The sequence below is a fragment of the Azospirillum sp. UENF 312511 genome (genome assembly GCF_058780635.1).
Map to the genome: position 1 here is coordinate 1,422,656 of NZ_JBSNCG010000003.1, position 15,769 is coordinate 1,438,424.

The following is a 15,769-nucleotide window of genomic DNA, read 5'->3' on the forward strand; positions in this document are numbered from 1 at the left end:
CGGAAAGCCGCCGGATCGGCGGCTCACAAGCCGTGAGTGGTTTGATGGAAAACGTCTTCGAAAGCCCGTTCAAGGGCATGTTGCTGGACAAGCAGGTCACCAACCCGAACATCGTCGTTGGCCGCTACAGCTATTATTCCGGCTATTATCATGGCCACAGCTTCGACGACTGCGCCCGGTTTCTTCTCCCGGACGAGGGCGTCGACCGGTTGGTGATCGGCAGCTTCTGCTCGATCGGGTCCGGTGCGGCCTTCATCATGGCGGGCAACCAAGGCCACCGGAACGACTGGATCAGCACCTTTCCCTTCTTCTGGATGCCCGAGGTGTCGTCGTTCGCCGGCGCCCGGAACGGCTATCGACCAGCCGGTGACACGGTGATCGGCAACGACGTCTGGATCGGGTCGGAAGCCATCGTCATGCCCGGCGTCACCATCGGCGACGGCGCCGTGATCGGCACGAGGGCGCTGGTGACGCGGGATGTCGAGCCCTACGCGATCGTGGGTGGCAACCCCGCCCGGGTGATCCGCAAGCGCTTCGATGACGATCTCATCGCGCTGCTGCTTGAGATGAGGTGGTGGGATTGGTCCGATGACCAGTTGCAGGAGGCGATGCCGATCCTGACCAGCGGCGACGTCGCGCTCCTGCACCGCCACTGGCAGGACGTGATTAAACACACCTGACGGCAACCTTGTCGGCTTCGCCTGTTCATTGGCAGGCGAAGCCATCCCCCGTGAGCGACACCGGACGCGTCTGGAACGCTCAGGGGGAGGGGCGGCCGCCGACGCGGGCGTCCCAGCCCAGCATGGCGACCTCGGCCACGGCCTCCAGTTCGGCGCGCTCCGCGCCGTCGCGGGCGAGGATCGACATGCCGGCCTGCACCGTCTGCACGAAACGGGCGAGCGCATGGAGATCGACCGAGGCCGGGATCTCGCCCTCGGCCACGGCCCGCGCCATACGCTCCGTCAGGATATTGACCGCCGAGGCGCGTGCCGACCGGACCACCTCGCCCAGTTCGGCGTGCCCCTCGCTGCCGACCGCCGAGAGCGTCACCATGCAGCCGCGCGGGATGTCGCCGCGGCAGCCGGTGAGCGCCGCGGCCGAGTCCATCAGCAGGCCCATGACCGCCTCGCGGGCGGTGCCGGCGGTGAAGAAGCGCCCCCAGACCAGCCCCTCGTAACTCTTGCGGTAATGGTTCACCGCCTCGACGTAGAGCGCCTCCTTCGATCCGAAGGCGGCGTAGAGGCTGGGCGAGCCGATCCCCATGGCCTCCGTCAGGTCGGCAATGGAGGTCGCCTCGTAGCCCTTGCTCCAGAACAGGCGGGTCGCCTGGGTCAGGGCGGCCTCGCGGTCGAAGGCCCGCGGCCGTCCACGCCCACGGGTGGGCGGCGTGCCGGCCGTCTGGGTGGTCCTGTCGTCGGTGGGCAGGGTCGGGCGTGATTTCTGCATCGATCACTATTTAATCCCGCCGTGGCGTGGGGGCAATGGCGTCGGACAGCGGTGCTCTATTTTTGTGTCGATCAATACAAAAAACATTGACCAAGGCGCCGAACGCCTCTAGCTGTTTTTGTATCGAACGACACAGAAAGGACGGATCATGGTTGAGCCGAGTGGTGAGTTGGTTGGCAAGCGCGCCCTGGTGACGGGCGGTTCGCGGGGCATCGGCGCCGCCATCGCGCTGGCGCTCGCCGACAAGGGCGCGGATGTGGCGATCTCCTACGAGCGGTCGGCCGAGCGCGCCACCGAGGTGGTCCGGGCGATCGAGGCGAAGGGCCGGCGCGCGGTCGCCATCCAGGCCGACAGTGCCGATCCGGCGGCCATGACGGCCCTGGTCGGCCGGACGGTGGAGGCACTCGGCGGCCTCGACATCCTGGTCAACAACGCCGGCATCGCCCGCCAGGGCATGGTCGCGGAGATGAGCCTCGCCGACATCGACGCGCTTCTGAACGTCAACGTGCGCGCGGCGGTGCTGGTGGCGCAGGCGGCCATCCCGCATCTCAAGGACGGGGGGCGCATCGTCTTCATCGGGTCGTGCCTCGCCGACCGCATCACCGCCCCGGGCGTCACCGTCTATTCGATGACCAAGTCGGCGCAGATCGCCCTGACGCACGGCCTCGCCCGCGAACTCGGCCCGCGCGACATCACGGTCAATCTGGTCCAGCCGGGGGCGACCAACACCGACATGAATCCCGCCGATGGCGCCCACGCCGAAATCCTGCGCTCGCAGACGCCGCTCGGCCGTTACGGCCAGCCGGAGGACGTGGCGGCGGCGGTGGCCTTCCTGGCCAGCCCGGCGGCGCGGCAGATCTCCGGGGCCACCCTGACGGTGGACGGCGGCCTGAACGCCTGAAGCCTGAAAGCCTGACGGCCCGATGCTGGAATCGGTTCGGGGAAGCCTTTGTTCGAAAAGGCTCCCCCGGACGGCTTCGGCCAAGGATTAACGATCCGTTAACGACGAATATGGGGCGACCCGAGGAGCGCCAACACCAGCGACGGAGACGCGACAGATGCGCCACGCACCGATGAAAACGGCCGTTTCCCCCGCAACCCGGCCGCCGCGGCGGAGCGTCGCCCGATGAGCCGCTCCGCGACGCTCGACGGGCTGCGGGGTTATTTCCTCGTCTTCATGATGGTGAACCATGTGGTGCTGGCCGGCGGCGTGCTGCTCGCCAAGGTCAACCACGCCGAACTCGGCTATGTGCAGGACGCCCAGGGCTTCGTGCTGCTGTCGGGCATCGTCGCCGGGATGTACTACACCCGCGTCTGGACCCAACGTTCGCCCGAGGCGGCCCGGCGGCGCCTGTTTGCCCGCGCCCGCGAGCTGTACGTCTCGACCATGCTGGTGATCGCGCTGGTCACCGCCATGGTGGTGCTGGTCCCCGGCGCGCGGGAGCCGCTGGGCGGCTTCCTCGGGCATCTGGCCTGGCTGGAGCCCGGCACCCTGCTGGCGAGCGCGCTCCTGCTGCATTCCCCGACCTTCACGGATCTGCTGATCCAGTACATCCTCTACCTCGCCGCGACGCCGCTGCTGCTCCGCCTGATCCTCGACGGCCACGCCCGCAAGGTCGCGCTGGGCAGCGCCGCGCTGTGGGCCGCCGTGCAGATGGGCCTGCATGTGCCGGTGCTGAGCGCGCTCGACGCTGGCCTGGGGCGGCTCAGCGACGGGCTGGCGGTGCGCGGGCCGTTCAACCCGCTCGCTTGGCAGGTGCTCTACGTCGCCGGGCTGCTGATCGGCAGCGCCGTGCAGCGGGGCCGCTTCGACACCGACCGCTGGTTCCCGGTCGAGCGGCCGCCCTGGCTGGTTCCGGCGCTGGTCACCGTGGTGGTCTGCGCGGCCTGGCACCTGTCCTTCGTCCATGAGCTGGTCAGCCCGATCGTCGGCGAGCGTTTCCTGCGCTACGTCGACCGCACGGAGTTCAGCCTCGTCTACCTCGCGAACTTCGCGGCGCTGGCCTATGTCGTGTCCTGGCTGCTCATCGCCGGGCCGCGGTCGTCCCACCCGGTCGCCGCCGGCACCGCCCGGCTGCTCACCGCGCTGTTCAACCTGCCCTTCCTCCGGCTGCTGGGGCGACACTCGCTGCAGGTCTACCTGTTCCACGTGCTGGTCGCCTACGCGATCCTGCTGATCGACCTGTTCGGCGGCCCCTTCAACCAGCTCACCAAGGCGGTCCTGCTGCTCGCCAGCGTCGCCAGCCTCGCCATCCCCGCCCTGTGGCGCGAGCGGAGCCGCGCCAAGCCGGCGGAGCGGGGCGCCGTCCGGATGGGCTCGTCCCGGGGCTGATGGTGCGAGGGCGCGGACGAACAGGACCCGTCTTGTCCTGGACAAGCCCGCCCCGCTGGGTCAAAGAGAAAGCATCAAAAGTGGTGGGACCGGTGGATGGGCCATCGCCCGGCCGATCCCCGCCCGCCCTTTCGCTGCTGAGGACGATCGACCCGCGTGACGAGACGCGCCCATCATCGGTGGTTCGGAACCCTGGCCACCGCCCTGCTGGCGGTGGTGCTGGCGCCGTCGCTGGTCCCGGCGCCGGCCAAGGCCGACCCCCGCTTCGTGCCCGGCCCCTGCTGGTTCTCCGTACCGGAGGGCGAGGCCGCGCTGTGCGGGACCGTCGGCGTGCCCGACCGGCGCGACCGGCCGGCGACCCGGGCCTTCCGTCTGCCGGTCGTCGTCCTGCTGTCCACCGCCAAGCAGCCGTCCCCCGACCCGGTCCTGTTCCTGGAGGGCGGCCCCGGCGCTTCCCCCTTCGGCAGCGGCGAGGCGGTGGAGGAGCGGATGGAGGTGTGGTGGTCGCTGACCGCCGGGTTCCGCCGGTCGCGCCACGTCGTGCTGTTCGACCCGCGCGGCGCCGGGCGGGCCGAGCCGGACGCCGACTGCCCGGAGCTGGACGTGCTGGGCGCCTCGCCCCGCCTGCGCCCGGTGTCGCGGGACCGCCGCGCCACGCTGGAGCGCACGGCCATTGCCGCCTGCCGGGACCGCTTCACCGCCGCCGGGCTGGACGGCGCCATGTTCACCACCCCCATCGCCGCCGACGACGCCATGGACGTCGCCGCGGCGCTGGGCGCGCCGCGGGTCAACCTGTTCGCCGTGTCCTACGGCACGCGGGTGGCGCTGGAGATCCTGCGGCGCCATGGCGGACGGGTGCGCACGGCGGTGCTCGATTCCATCTACCCGCCCGACGTCAACGCAACGGAGGAGGCGCCCTGGCTGGTGCACCGGGCGTTCAAGCGGCTGTTCGACGATTGCGCGGCCAACCGCGTGTGCCGCGCCGCCTATCCGGACCTGGAGCGCCATCTGCTGGAGCTGGTGGAGCGGCTGGGCAAGGCCCCGGTGGACGTGCCGGTGGGCGATCCGGAGATTCCGCGCTGGGTGCGGTTGGACAGCGCCGCCGCCCTGTCGGCCCTGCTGGAGGCGATGGCCGAGGGCGAGAGCGTGCCCCGCCTGCCCGCCCTGATCGAACGGGCGTGGCGCGGGCGGTACGACCGCCTGACCGACTGGGTCCCCGCCCCCTGGCTGGGCGACCCCGACTCGGCGGAGGGCATGGCCTTCTCCATCGAATGCCGGGAGACGGTGAATCCCGCCGACCCGCTGCGGCTGGCCGACGCCGCGCGCCGCTTCGCCCCCTACGGCGCCGTCACCGCCGACGATCCCGGCCGGCGTGTCTGCGCCCAATGGCCCGCCGCCGCGCAGGAGGCGTCGGAGCGGCTGCCGGTGGCCAGCCCGGTGCCGGTGCTTCTTCTGTCCGGCGCCTACGACCCGCTGACCCCGCCGGAATGGGCGGAGCGCGCCGCGACGACGCTGCCGAAAAGCCGGCATCTGGTCTTTCGCAGCGCCGGGCATCTGGTCACCGCGTCGGACGACTGCGCCGTCGCCGTCGCCGCCCAGTTCGTGGATTCGGAAAGCCTGCCCGCCAACGCCTGCCCGGCGGCGGCCAAGCCGCCAGGGTTCCAGCCGCCATAACCCTACTTCAGCGCGTCCAGCATGAAGGCCGGCAGGGCGAAGCTGGCGACGTGGATGTCGGGCGTGTAGTAGCGGGTGGTCAGCCCCGCCGCCTCGAAGCGCGGGCGGATCGCCTCTGCCGACTGGCGGCGCAACGCCGCGTCGTCGGTGGCCCAGCCGAAGGCCATGAAGCCGCCGTAGTAGCTGGGCACCGGTGCCACGAAGAAGCCGGCGTCGCCGAACAGCCGGCCCAGCCGCCGGTGGCTGTCCTTCAACTCGCCCGGCTGGAGGAACGGCACGCCGTTCTGGGTGACCATCACCCCGCCGGGGGTCAGCCGGGCCTTGCAGTCGGCGTAGAACTCCTCGGTGAAGAGGACGGCGCCCGGCCCGTGGGGGTCGGTGGAATCGACGATGATGACGTCGAACCGCTCCGCCGTCTCCTTCACGCCCTTATTTTTTACGAAGGCGCAGCCGTCGGCGATCACCAGATCGGTGCGCGGATCGTCGAAGGCCCCGGCGCTGATCGACGGCAGATGGGCGATGGACAGGTCGACCACGGAGCGGTCGATCTCCACCATCGTCACCCGCTCCACCGCCTTGTGCTCCAGGCAGCGGCGCAGCATGCCGCCGTCGCCGCCGCCGACGATCAGGACGCGGCGGACGCGCCCATGCGCCAGGATCGGCACATGGGTCAGCATCTCGTGATAGACGAACTCGTCGCCTTCGGTGGTCTGGACGACGCCGTCGAGCGCCATCACGCGGCCCAGCACCGGGTTCTCGAAGATCACCAAGTCCTGGAGGCCGGTGCGGTCGCGGTGCAGGACGCGGCCCATGCGCAAGCGCTGGGCCACGTCCTTATGCAGCGTCTCGTCGTACCAGCCGGAGCCGGAGTCGCTCATGACCCGGTTTCGCCGCGCAGCAGCTCGTCGCACTTCACGCCGGTGGGCTTGAAGGCGCGCTCCAGCACCGGAATGGCCTTCATGGGCTGGGCGTCGCCGCACATGAAGATGTCCAGCGCGGCGTAACCGCGTTCCGGCCAGGTGTGGATGCTGATGTGCGACTCGGCGAGCACCGCCACGCCGGAAATGCCGCCGTTCGGCGTGAAATGATGCAGGTGGATGTGCAGGAGCGTCGCCCCCGCCACCTCCACGGACTCGATCAGCGTGGAACGGACATGGTCCAGCTCGTCCAGACGTTCGGCGCCCCACAGATCGACGATCAGGTGGGTGCCGGCGCAGACCTTGCCATCGCGGACGATGAAATGGTCCTTGCGGTCGTCTTGAGATTCCCTCCAGGGACCAGAAGTCACGTTGGTCCGGTTGGAGATTTGACCTTCCGTTTGGGCTTTCCTTGGATCGCTTCCCAAGTCCATCCCCAATTGGAAGAGAGAAGCGGTCTTCGCCATCGTTCTCCCCCATCAGCAGATGTTCCGCGCAAATGGCGCGGAGGAGGGGGCATATGGGACAAATTCGCATGCGAATCAACACAATTCTGTCCCTCCATCCCCTTTGTGCTTGGCGGCGGGCCTCTGGCGCGGCGCGCGGCGGCGGCGCATAATCGCCCGGCCGCCGCCTTCCGGAGCGGTCCGGAATCCTGTCTGGAGTTCATTGTCATGAACCGCAAGCCGCTGATCGGCGTTCCCGCCTGCGCCCGCATGATGGGGGAGCATCCCTTCCACGTCGTCGGCGACAAGTATGTGCGCGCAGTGTCGGACGGGGCCGGCGGCATGCCGCTGCTGATCCCGGCGCTGGGGACGGCGCTGGACATGGACGACGTGGCCGGACGGCTCGACGGGTTGCTGGTCACCGGAAGCCCGTCGAACGTCGAGCCGCACCGCTACGGCGGGTCGCCCAGCGAGCCGGGCACCCTGCACGACCCGGAGCGCGACGACACCACCCTGCCGCTGATCCGCGCCGCGCTGGAGATGGGCGTGCCGCTGCTGGGCATCTGCCGCGGCTTCCAGGAACTGAACGTGGCGCTGGGCGGCACGCTGCACCAGCGGGTGCACGAGGTGCCGGGCTACGCCAACCACCGCGAGGACAAGGAGGCGCCGCTGGCCGTGCAGTACGGGCCGTCGCACAGCGTGCGGCTGACCCCCGGCGGCGTGCTGGAAAGGCTGGCCGGCGGCGAGGCGGCGGTGACCGTCAACTCCCTGCACGGGCAGGGCGTCGACCGGCTGGCCGATGGGCTGATCGTGGAGGCGATGGCCGAGGACGGGCTGGTCGAAGGGGTGCGCGTGGCGGGGGCGCCGGCCTTCGCGCTGGCCGTGCAGTGGCACCCGGAATGGCGGTTCTGGGAGAACCCGCTGTCGGCGGCGATCCTGCGCGCCTTCGGAAGCGCCGCCGCCGACCGGGCGCGGCGGCGCCTTTCCTGAAAGATGGTTTCAGGACAATAGATTAGGTCAACAATCGGCGGGTGCCGCGTGCCCAAATCTTGAGCACGCCGCCCTCAACCCAACGGCGTCAGCCGGCCCGCGAGATGCGGCGGAGGAAGTCGATGAGCTGCGCCTGCTCCTCGGCCGAGAGATCCTTCACCATGGCCTTGTCATGGGCCTGGATGCGCGGAATCAGCTCGTCCAGCAGCTTCTCCCCTTCCGGGGACAGGCGGAGCGCGTAGGAGCGGCGGTCGTTGGGCGAGGGCGCCCGGATGACGAGGCCGCGCGACTCGAGCCGGTCGATGACCGCGACCATGGTCGAACGGTCGATGCCCACCGCCGAGCCCAGGTCGGACTGCGACAAGCCCTCGTTCTCCTTGATCATGATCAGGACGCCGAACTGTCCCGGCGTCATGTCGTGGGGCGACACGGCGTTCTGGAAGCTCTGGAACACGGCCACCTGCGCCTTGCGCAGATTGTAGCCGACGAGCTCCGGCAGAGGGCCGAGGGCCATCTTTCCGGTCTTGCTCGGACGCTGGCGGGTGCGCCGGTCCGAGGGGGTGGGGCGGTCGATGTCGGTCAACGTGAAAGCCGTCGTTTATTGACTAGTCTATTGGTCGTGTAAAATGCAGGCAGGTGCCAATTTTGTCAGCAAGAACCACACAATCCGCCTCGTATGCATAGCACCCATTCCCGTTACGCATTGGTTCCGCCCGGAAGCGGCTCCACCTCTAGCCCTAAGAAGTGATCGCGCTCCTGACCCCGGACCCCCCGGAAACAGGCATGCCGGCGCGGTTGCCCGCCGACGGTTCATTCCCCTGCCGCAGACGGGTTCCGAACACGGAGCTTCCGACGCCCGGTCCCCCCCAGACCGGGCGTCTTCGCGCCAAAGCCCCGGCCCAACGGCTGGGGCTTTTTTCTGGTGCTCTTTCCGGTAGGGTGGTTGCCCGAACCGCACCCCTCCGAAAGAAAGGCGCGCCATGGCCTACGCCATTACCCTGTGGCCCCAGCCCACCGTTCCGGTCGCCGGCGGCGATCCGTTCCCGGTCCGCCGCATCTACTGCGTCGGCCGCAACTACGCCGCCCACGCGCGCGAAATGGGCGCCGATCCGGACCGCGAGCCGCCGTTCTTCTTCATGAAGCCCGCCGACGCCATCGTCGCCGACGGCACCGCCATCCCCTACCCGCCCCGGACCGCCAACCTGCACCATGAGATCGAGCTGGTCGTGGCCATCGGCACCGGCGGGCGCAACATCCCGGTGGAGCGCGCGCTGGACCATGTCTACGGCTATGGCGTGGGGTTGGACATGACCCGCCGCGACCTGCAGAACGCGGCGAAGAAGGAAGGCAAGCCCTGGGACATGGGCAAGGGCTTCGACCAGTCCGCCCCCTGCGGCACGCTGCGCCGCGCCGCCGACATCGGCCACCCCGACAAGGGTTCGGTGACACTGTCGGTCAACGGCGAGCTGCGCCAGAAGGGCGATCTGGCGGACCTGATCTGGTCCGTGTCCGAAACGATTTCCTACCTGTCGGGTCTGGTCGAGCTGCAGCCGGGCGACCTGATCTACACCGGCACGCCGGAGGGCGTCGGCCCGGTGGTCGCCGGCGACCGGCTGGAAGGCGCGGTCGAGGGCGTCGGCTCCATCGCCGTCACCATCGCCTGACATCGGGAATACGGACAACCGGACGATGCGCATCGCCACCTGGAACATCAACTCCGTCCGCATGCGGATGGACCTGCTGCTGCGCCTCATCGACGAGACGCAGCCGGACGTCATCTGCCTGCAGGAGACCAAGGTCGTCGACACCGACTTCCCGATGGCCCCGCTGGCCGAGAAGGGCTACGTCCACGCCCACATCCACGGGATGAAGAGCTACAACGGCGTCGCCATCCTGTCGAAGCTGCCCTTCGCGTCGCGCGACGTGCAGCACTGGTGCGGCAAGCAGGACTGCCGCCACGTCTTCGCCGAACTGCCCGGCGGGATCGAGCTGCACAGCGTCTACATCCCGGCGGGCGGGGACATTCCGGACCCGGAACAGAACGACAAGTTCGCCCACAAGCTTCAGTTCGTGGACGAAATGACCGAGTGGTGGACGACCCGGCGCAGCTCGGACCGCCGCATGGTCATGGTCGGCGACCTGAACATCGCGCCGCTGGAGAACGACGTCTGGAGCCACAAGGAGCTTCTGAAGATCGTCTCCCACACCCCGGTGGAGGTGGCGAAGCTGACGGCGATGCAGGCGTCCATCGGCTGGGTCGACGCGCTGCGCCATTTCGTTCCGCCCACGGAAAAGCTCTACACGTGGTGGAGCTACCGCGCGAAGGACTGGGCGGCCTCCGACCGCGGCCGGCGGCTGGACCACATCTGGGTCACCCCGCCGCTGAAGGACGCGCTGACCGGCCACCGCGTCCTGCGCGAGGCCCGCGGCTGGGAGCCCAAGCCCTCCGACCATGTTCCGGTGATGGTCGATCTCGCCGTGTGATCTCAACGCGTGATCCGCTGGGTCAGCCCGCCGCCAGCGGCACGTTCATCGCCACGATCGACGGCGTCCCGTCCTCCGCCACCCGGAAGCGGTGGGCGCAGCCGTCGGTCAGGCGGTGGGCGGGCTTGCCCACCATGTCCCAGCCGGTGGCCAGCGCGTAGAGCGCCCGCATCACCCCGTTGTGGGCCACCGCCCCGGTCGGCACGCCGCCGGCGCCCACCTCGGCCAGCCAGGGGATCAGCCGGCTCTGGACGTCGCGCGGGCTCTCCCCGCCCGGCGCCCGGAAGTCGAGGCCCATCCGCTCGCGGTCCGCGGTCAGTGCGCCGCCCGCCCGCAGTTCCTCCAGCAGGCGGCCTTCCCACTCCCCCCAACCCATCTCGACCAGACGCGGTTCGGGCGACGGGTCGAGGCCGAGCATCCGGGCGGTCTCCCAGGCCCGCCGCTTCGGGCTGGCGACCCAGCGGTAGCCCAGAACGTCCGGCGGCAGCCTCCAGGTGGCGACTCGGGCGCGGCCCTCGTCGGACAGCGGCTCGTCGATGCCGCCCTGGAGACGGTGCGCGGCGTTCCAGGCGGTCGGCCCGTGGCGCAGGATAATGAGGTCGGTCATGGGTTCCCTTTCCGCGCGGCACGCCGGACGACGGTGTCCAGAACCTCCATCGCGTTGGTCAGATCGTGCTCCGCGGCGGCGATGCGGCGCGCCGCCTCGCCGAAACAGCGGCGTTTCTCGTGGTCGTCGAGCAGCGCCCGGACGGCGGCGGCAAAGGCCTCCGCGTCGCCCACCGGCGGCAGCAGCCCGGTCACCCCGTCGCGCACCACGTCCGGCACCCCCCCGGTCCGCCCCGCCACCACCGGCAGCCCGGCGGCCTGGGCCTCCAGCAGGGCCATGCCGTACGCCTCGTTCACCGCCGGCCAGACCATCAGGTCGGCGGCGGCGTAGAGGGCGGTGAGGGCGTCCGAATCTTGCTGGCCGAGGAACACAACTCCCTGCCCTGCCCAGCTCTCGCGCAAACCAAAGGTTTGCGCTGACGCGGCAGGCGGACCTTCGGTCCGCCGAGAGCGGGGGAGGGTTGGGGTGGGGGCAAGTGCGCCTCCCCCGAACATCGCCTCAATCCGAGCGCGAGCGGGGCCATCGCCGGCGATCAGCAGATGCGAACCGCTTGCCCCCACCCCAACCCTCCCCCGCGGGGCGGGGGAGGGAGGGAGGGCTTTCGCCAAAATCTCGTAGGAGCGTTCCTTGTCGCCGCCGCGCATCATGCCGACGGCCAGCAGCCAGGGAACGCCCGGATTCAGACCGTAACGCTCGGCCAGCGCCGCCCGGTGCCGGTCGCGCTCCGCGGCGGCGGCCGCGAAGGGGCGCGTGTCGAGGAAGGGCCGCAGCCGCACCAGCCGGTCCGGCGACCGGAGCAACGGCAACACCCCCTCCGCGTCGTGGCCGGCGAGGTTGACGACCGCCGCCGCTTGCCGGATCGCCGCCTCGGCGGCGCGGTGGCCGGCGGCGAAGGGGCCGGTGGCCCGCTTCCCCGCGAAGGACGCCTCCGCCACCACATAGGGAATGCCGAAACGGCGGCAGACCGCTGGGCCGATCCAGTCCGGCGCCTTGTGGTAGAGGTGATAGGTGAACCAAAGGTCCGGCGGGTCGTCCCGCCAGCGCGCCGTCAGGCGGTCGGCGCAGCGCGCCCCCAGCGCCGCCAGACGCTCCGCCCGGCCCGGACGGCGCCCGTCGTCCCAGCTGCGCAAGGTGCAGGCCAGGGTCACCGCGTGCCCGGCCCCCTCCAGCGCGGCCATCAGCAGCCGGGCCATGCGCCGGTCGCCCGAGGGCACCGGGTGGGTCGGGGATTTCAGCGGGGCGTAGAAGGCGATGCGCATCGCGGCCCCGGTGTCATGATGGGAAGGATGCTCAGAAGGGGGTCGGTTCCAGGGCGCAGACGACCCGGTTCCGCCCGGCGGCCTTGGCGCGGTACAGCGCCTCGTCCGCGCTGGACAGCATGGCGTCCACGTCGCGCGTCCCGGCCGCGCAGCAGGCCACGCCGATCGACACGGTGAAGCGCACCGTCTCCCTGCCCGATGGTACCGTCAGTTCCGCCGTGCGGCGGCGGATGCGCTCCGCCACCATGCGCGCCCCGGCGATGTCGGTCTCCGGCAGCAGGATGGCGAACTCCTCCCCGCCGGTGCGGCCCAGCAGGTCGTTCTCCCGCAGCAGGGCGCGGCAGGCGGCGGTGAAGGTCCGCAGCGCCTCGTCCCCCACGGCGTGGCCGTGGGTGTCGTTGATGCTCTTGAAATGGTCGAGGTCGAGCATCAGCAGGGTGACCGGCCGGCCATAGCGGCGGGCGCGGGCCAGCTCCTGCTCCGCCGCCTCGACGAAATGGCGGCGGTTGGACACGCCGGTCAGCGAGTCGGTGATCGAGAGCCGGCGCAGCCGATCCTCCGACTCCTTCAGCGCCGTCACGTCGTTGATCAGGACGTAGATGACCGGCAGCCCGTCCCAGGGGAGGGGCGACATGCTGACCTGGACGCAAGTGCGCTGACCGTCGGCGGACATCATCACCCCGTCCTGGCACCGCACCAGCTCCCGCTGGCGCAGGCAGCGCAGGAAGGCGTCCCGCTGGTCGTCGATGCCCGATTCCTCGACGAAGTCCAGGAAATGGCGCCCGACCAGGGCGTCGCCGCTCTGGCCCAGAATGCGCGCGGCCTCCTGGTTGGCGAAGACGATGCCCATTTCCTGATGGATCAGCAGCCCGGCGGGCAGCAGGTCGAGCATGTTGCCCAGCTTGCTGCGCGTCAGCGACAGCTCGTGGCTGGTCGCCACGGCGTCCCTGTCGTCGTCGAAGTCGATAAAGGAAAGGGTGTCCGGTTCGGAAGAGGCGTAGAGACTCGACATAACGTCGCACAGGTGGAGCAAAGCCGCACTCTATCCCGTCGTCAGCCGCCGTGCAATGCACAGCATCCTCCCAAGGGCAGAAGAGAAGCATCGCTATTTTTGGTTGCGAAGCGGTCATGCAGCCGGTCGATGCCCGAATCGCTGCCGAAGTCGCGGCGCACCCGCGCGGCGCCCGCCGCGCCCAGCGCCGCCCGGCGGGCCGGGTCGCGGAGCAGCGACTCGAGCGCGCCGGCCAGTGCCACGGAGTCCTCGGGGTCCACCAGCGTGCCGGTAACCCCATCCTCGATCAGCTCCGCCACCGCGGCGGCGCGGGTGGACAGGCAGGCCAGCCCCTGGCTCTGCGCCTCCATCAGCACGTTGGGCAGCCCGTCGCGGTCGCCGTCGCGCGCGGTGCGGCAGGGCAGGACGAACAGGTCGGCGCGGCGGTACTGGGCGATCACCGCGTCCTGGGCCTTCGCCCCCTGCCAGTCGATCCGCCCCTCCAGCCCCAGCGCCGCCGCCTGCGCCTTCAGCGCGGGCAGCCGGTCGCCGCCGCCGATGTGGGTCCAGCGCCAGTGCAGCCCGGCGGGCAGGCGGGCCAGCGCGTCGAGCAGCAGGTCGAAGCCCTTCTTCTCCACCGCCCGACCGACCGACAGCAGCCGCACCGGGTCGGCGGAGTCGGACCCGTCGCGCGCCGGGCGCGCCTCCGGCGGGTCGGGGAAGCGGCTGAAGTCCAGGCCGTGGTAGAGCAGGTTCACCCGTTCCGGCTCCGGCGCCAACGCGCGCAGCCGGGCGAGGCCGAGCGCGGTGCAGGTGACGCCCCAGCGCGCCTCGGCCAGCTTGTCGCGCAGGTCCCAGTCGGGCGAGGTCCAGATGTCCTTGGCGTGGGCGGAAAAGCTCCAGGGCAGGCCGGTCAGCAGGGCCGCGTAGCGCGCGACGCTGGCCGGGGTGTGCAGGAAGTGGGTGTGCAGCCAAGTGACGTCCGCTGGCAGTTCCGCCGCCAGAACGCAGGCTTGGCCGAAGCGGCGGACGCGGTTGCGGCTGGGATCGCGCCGCAGGTCGGCCAGCCAGGCGGCCCGCGCCGCCGCCCAGCCGGGGCGCCGCCGCGCCGCGGCCAGGGCGCGCAGCAGGCGGGCCGGCGCGTCGTGCAGATATTCGGGCAGATAGGTCACCGGGGCGGTGACGCGGCGGTTCAGCTCGTGCACCGCCTTGTCAGTCGGTTGACGCAGACTGACGATCAGTTGACGCAACCCCCGCCGCTCCAGCCCCAGAATCTCCTGCGCGATGAAGGTTTCCGACAGGCGGGGCCAACCCTTGACGATGACGGCAATGGTCACGCGGCGTCCCCGGCGGCCATCTGGCGTTCCGGGGCGCACGGGGGCTGCGACGGGCCCAGGCTCGGGGCCGAGACCGAGGCCGGCAGGTAGCGGGCCGACAGGCGGTTGACGCTCTCCAGCCCGCCGAGCAGGCCCGGCACCACCACCGAGGAAGGCGGCGCCTGCCAGGGCAGCCGGCGCAGCGCCGCCGCCATGGCCGCGGCGTCGCGCACCCCGTCGTCCATCAGGACGGAGACCAAGCCCAGCTCCTGCGCGCGGGCGGCGCGGATGGTCTGCTCGCGCCGCGGCACCTCGCGCGGGACGATCAGCGCCTTCTTGTCGAAGGACAGGATCTCGCAGAAGGTGTTGTAGCCGCCCATGGCGACCACCCCGACCGCCCCCTGCATCAGCCGCTCGATCCGCGCCTCGAAAGCGGTGGCTTCGACGTTGGGCAGGGCGTCGGCGCGGGCCAGGAACTCGGCCTGGAGGTCCGGCTGCATGAAGGGACCGAACACCAGCACCGCGCGGTAGGGGATGCCGGGATCGCTCTCGTAGGCGCGCAGCACCCAGTCGATCAGCGCCTCGCCGTCGCCGCCGCCGCCGGGGGTGACCAGGATGTAGGGCTCGTCCGGCAGGCCGGGGCCGTGCGGGACCGCCGGGGGCACGGTGCGGTGCAGGTAACCGGTGTAGACCATCTTGTCGCGCACCGGGCCGGGCATGTCGATGCCCTCCAGCGGATCGCAGATCTGCGGCAGGCCGTAGACCCACAGCTCGTCGTAGAGGTTTTCCAGCGCCGGCAGGACCTTCTTGCGCTCCCACTCCGGGGCGAGCAGGGCCGGCTCGTCCATCACGTCGCGCAGGCCGAGCACCAGCGGCACGCCGCGGCCCTTCAGAAGCTCCAGCGTCTCCCGCACCTCGCCGCGCAGGCCGAGCGGTTCCTTGTCCACGATGAACAGGTCGGGCTGGTAGATCTCCGCCGTGTGGCGGATCAGCGAGGCCCGCATGGACAGGATCTCGTCGATGTCCAGATGCAGGTTCAGCGCCGTGTATTCGCCGTTGCGCAGCTTGATGACGCCGGGGATGCGCACGAAGTCCACCCGCGTGCGGAAATCGAAGCTGCCGACGATCGGCGAGCCGGACAGGATCAGCACGGACAGATTGCTGTAGCGCTCCACCAGCGCATGAGCGATGGCCCGGCAGCGGCGGAGGTGGCCGAGGCCGAACGTGTCATGGCTGTAGATGAGCACGCGGCCCGAGGTCGGACGTTCGCTCATAGACTTCCTACCTCTCCCGATTGGCCTCTTGTG

General features: G+C 70.5%; 16 protein-coding genes. 7 read left to right on the plus strand and 9 right to left on the minus strand.

Annotated elements, in window-relative coordinates; all coding sequences use genetic code 11:
• The first annotated feature begins 44 nt into the window (after positions 1-44).
• Complete coding sequence (catB, locus tag ACWPN7_RS18050) at positions 45-680, plus strand: type B chloramphenicol O-acetyltransferase (RefSeq protein WP_459196183.1); 636 nt, start codon at positions 45-47, stop codon at positions 678-680.
• Between the two features lie 79 nt (positions 681-759).
• Here the strand turns inward: catB and ACWPN7_RS18055 are convergent, their stop codons facing one another.
• A complete protein-coding gene (locus tag ACWPN7_RS18055) occupies positions 760-1,446 on the minus strand; it encodes a TetR/AcrR family transcriptional regulator (protein WP_459196150.1) in 687 nt (228 codons plus the stop codon).
• Positions 1,447-1,594: 148 nt separating this feature from the next.
• On the opposite strand from ACWPN7_RS18055, the gene ACWPN7_RS18060 reads away from it, so the two are divergent.
• The 3 genes from ACWPN7_RS18060 (at position 1,595) to ACWPN7_RS18070 (ending at position 5,452) form a co-directional block, all read left to right on the plus strand.
• Positions 1,595-2,347, plus strand: coding sequence for an SDR family NAD(P)-dependent oxidoreductase (locus tag ACWPN7_RS18060; RefSeq protein WP_407825296.1), 753 nt, complete (start codon positions 1,595-1,597; stop codon positions 2,345-2,347).
• 225 nt (positions 2,348-2,572) lie between these two features.
• Positions 2,573-3,778 (plus strand): OpgC family protein, encoded by a 1,206-nt coding sequence (locus tag ACWPN7_RS18065; RefSeq protein WP_459196149.1) that lies wholly within the window; start codon positions 2,573-2,575, stop codon positions 3,776-3,778.
• 156 nt (positions 3,779-3,934) lie between these two features.
• On the plus strand, positions 3,935-5,452 hold the full coding sequence (locus tag ACWPN7_RS18070; RefSeq protein WP_456523048.1) for an alpha/beta hydrolase: 1,518 nt from the start codon (positions 3,935-3,937) through the stop codon (positions 5,450-5,452).
• Between the two features lie 2 nt (positions 5,453-5,454).
• Here the strand turns inward: ACWPN7_RS18070 and speE are convergent, their stop codons facing one another.
• Positions 5,455-6,330 carry a polyamine aminopropyltransferase gene (gene speE / locus ACWPN7_RS18075; protein WP_038530120.1) on the minus strand — a complete coding sequence of 292 codons (876 nt, stop codon included), beginning with the start codon at positions 6,328-6,330 and terminating at the stop codon, positions 5,455-5,457.
• Positions 6,327-6,740: an adenosylmethionine decarboxylase gene (gene speD / locus ACWPN7_RS18080; RefSeq protein WP_236778146.1), complete on the minus strand. Its 414-nt coding sequence runs from the start codon at positions 6,738-6,740 to the stop codon at positions 6,327-6,329. Before speD ends, speE begins: the two co-directional genes overlap by 4 nt.
• Positions 6,741-7,043: 303 nt before the next feature.
• Between speD and ACWPN7_RS18085 the strand changes: the two genes are divergently transcribed.
• The gene (locus tag ACWPN7_RS18085; protein WP_456523047.1) at positions 7,044-7,805 is read left to right on the plus strand and encodes a gamma-glutamyl-gamma-aminobutyrate hydrolase family protein; all 762 of its coding nucleotides are present in this window, start codon (positions 7,044-7,046) and stop codon (positions 7,803-7,805) included.
• A gap of 88 nt (positions 7,806-7,893) precedes the next feature.
• On the opposite strand, the gene ACWPN7_RS18090 is transcribed toward ACWPN7_RS18085, so the two are convergent.
• Complete coding sequence (locus ACWPN7_RS18090) at positions 7,894-8,388, minus strand: MarR family winged helix-turn-helix transcriptional regulator (protein ID WP_051658026.1); 495 nt, start codon at positions 8,386-8,388, stop codon at positions 7,894-7,896.
• 397 nt (positions 8,389-8,785) lie between these two features.
• On the opposite strand from ACWPN7_RS18090, the gene ACWPN7_RS18095 reads away from it, so the two are divergent.
• A complete protein-coding gene (locus ACWPN7_RS18095) occupies positions 8,786-9,469 on the plus strand; it encodes a fumarylacetoacetate hydrolase family protein (protein ID WP_103040054.1) in 684 nt (227 codons plus the stop codon).
• Between the two features lie 25 nt (positions 9,470-9,494).
• Positions 9,495-10,289, plus strand: a complete 795-nt coding sequence (gene xth / locus ACWPN7_RS18100; RefSeq protein WP_103040053.1) for an exodeoxyribonuclease III — start codon at positions 9,495-9,497, stop codon at positions 10,287-10,289.
• A 22-nt stretch (positions 10,290-10,311) separates the two neighbouring features.
• On the opposite strand, the gene ACWPN7_RS18105 is transcribed toward xth, so the two are convergent.
• From ACWPN7_RS18105 to ACWPN7_RS18125, 5 genes are read right to left on the minus strand one after another with little or no spacing between them, the layout of a single operon-like run.
• Entirely contained in the window at positions 10,312-10,896 is a 585-nt protein-coding gene (locus tag ACWPN7_RS18105) for a histidine phosphatase family protein (RefSeq protein WP_103040052.1), read from the minus strand.
• Complete coding sequence (locus tag ACWPN7_RS18110; RefSeq protein ID WP_146041826.1) at positions 10,893-12,155, minus strand: glycosyltransferase family 4 protein; 1,263 nt, start codon at positions 12,153-12,155, stop codon at positions 10,893-10,895. The genes ACWPN7_RS18105 and ACWPN7_RS18110 overlap by 4 nt, the downstream gene beginning before the upstream one ends.
• A 31-nt stretch (positions 12,156-12,186) precedes the next feature.
• On the minus strand, positions 12,187-13,167 hold the full coding sequence (locus ACWPN7_RS18115) for a GGDEF domain-containing protein (protein ID WP_459196148.1): 981 nt from the start codon (positions 13,165-13,167) through the stop codon (positions 12,187-12,189).
• A gap of 41 nt (positions 13,168-13,208) precedes the next feature.
• A complete protein-coding gene (locus tag ACWPN7_RS18120) occupies positions 13,209-14,483 on the minus strand; it encodes a glycosyltransferase (RefSeq protein ID WP_149649988.1) in 1,275 nt (424 codons plus the stop codon).
• On the minus strand, positions 14,480-15,736 hold the full coding sequence (locus tag ACWPN7_RS18125; protein ID WP_038530133.1) for a glycosyltransferase family protein: 1,257 nt from the start codon (positions 15,734-15,736) through the stop codon (positions 14,480-14,482). Before ACWPN7_RS18125 ends, ACWPN7_RS18120 begins: the two co-directional genes overlap by 4 nt.
• Positions 15,737-15,769 lie beyond the last annotated feature (33 nt).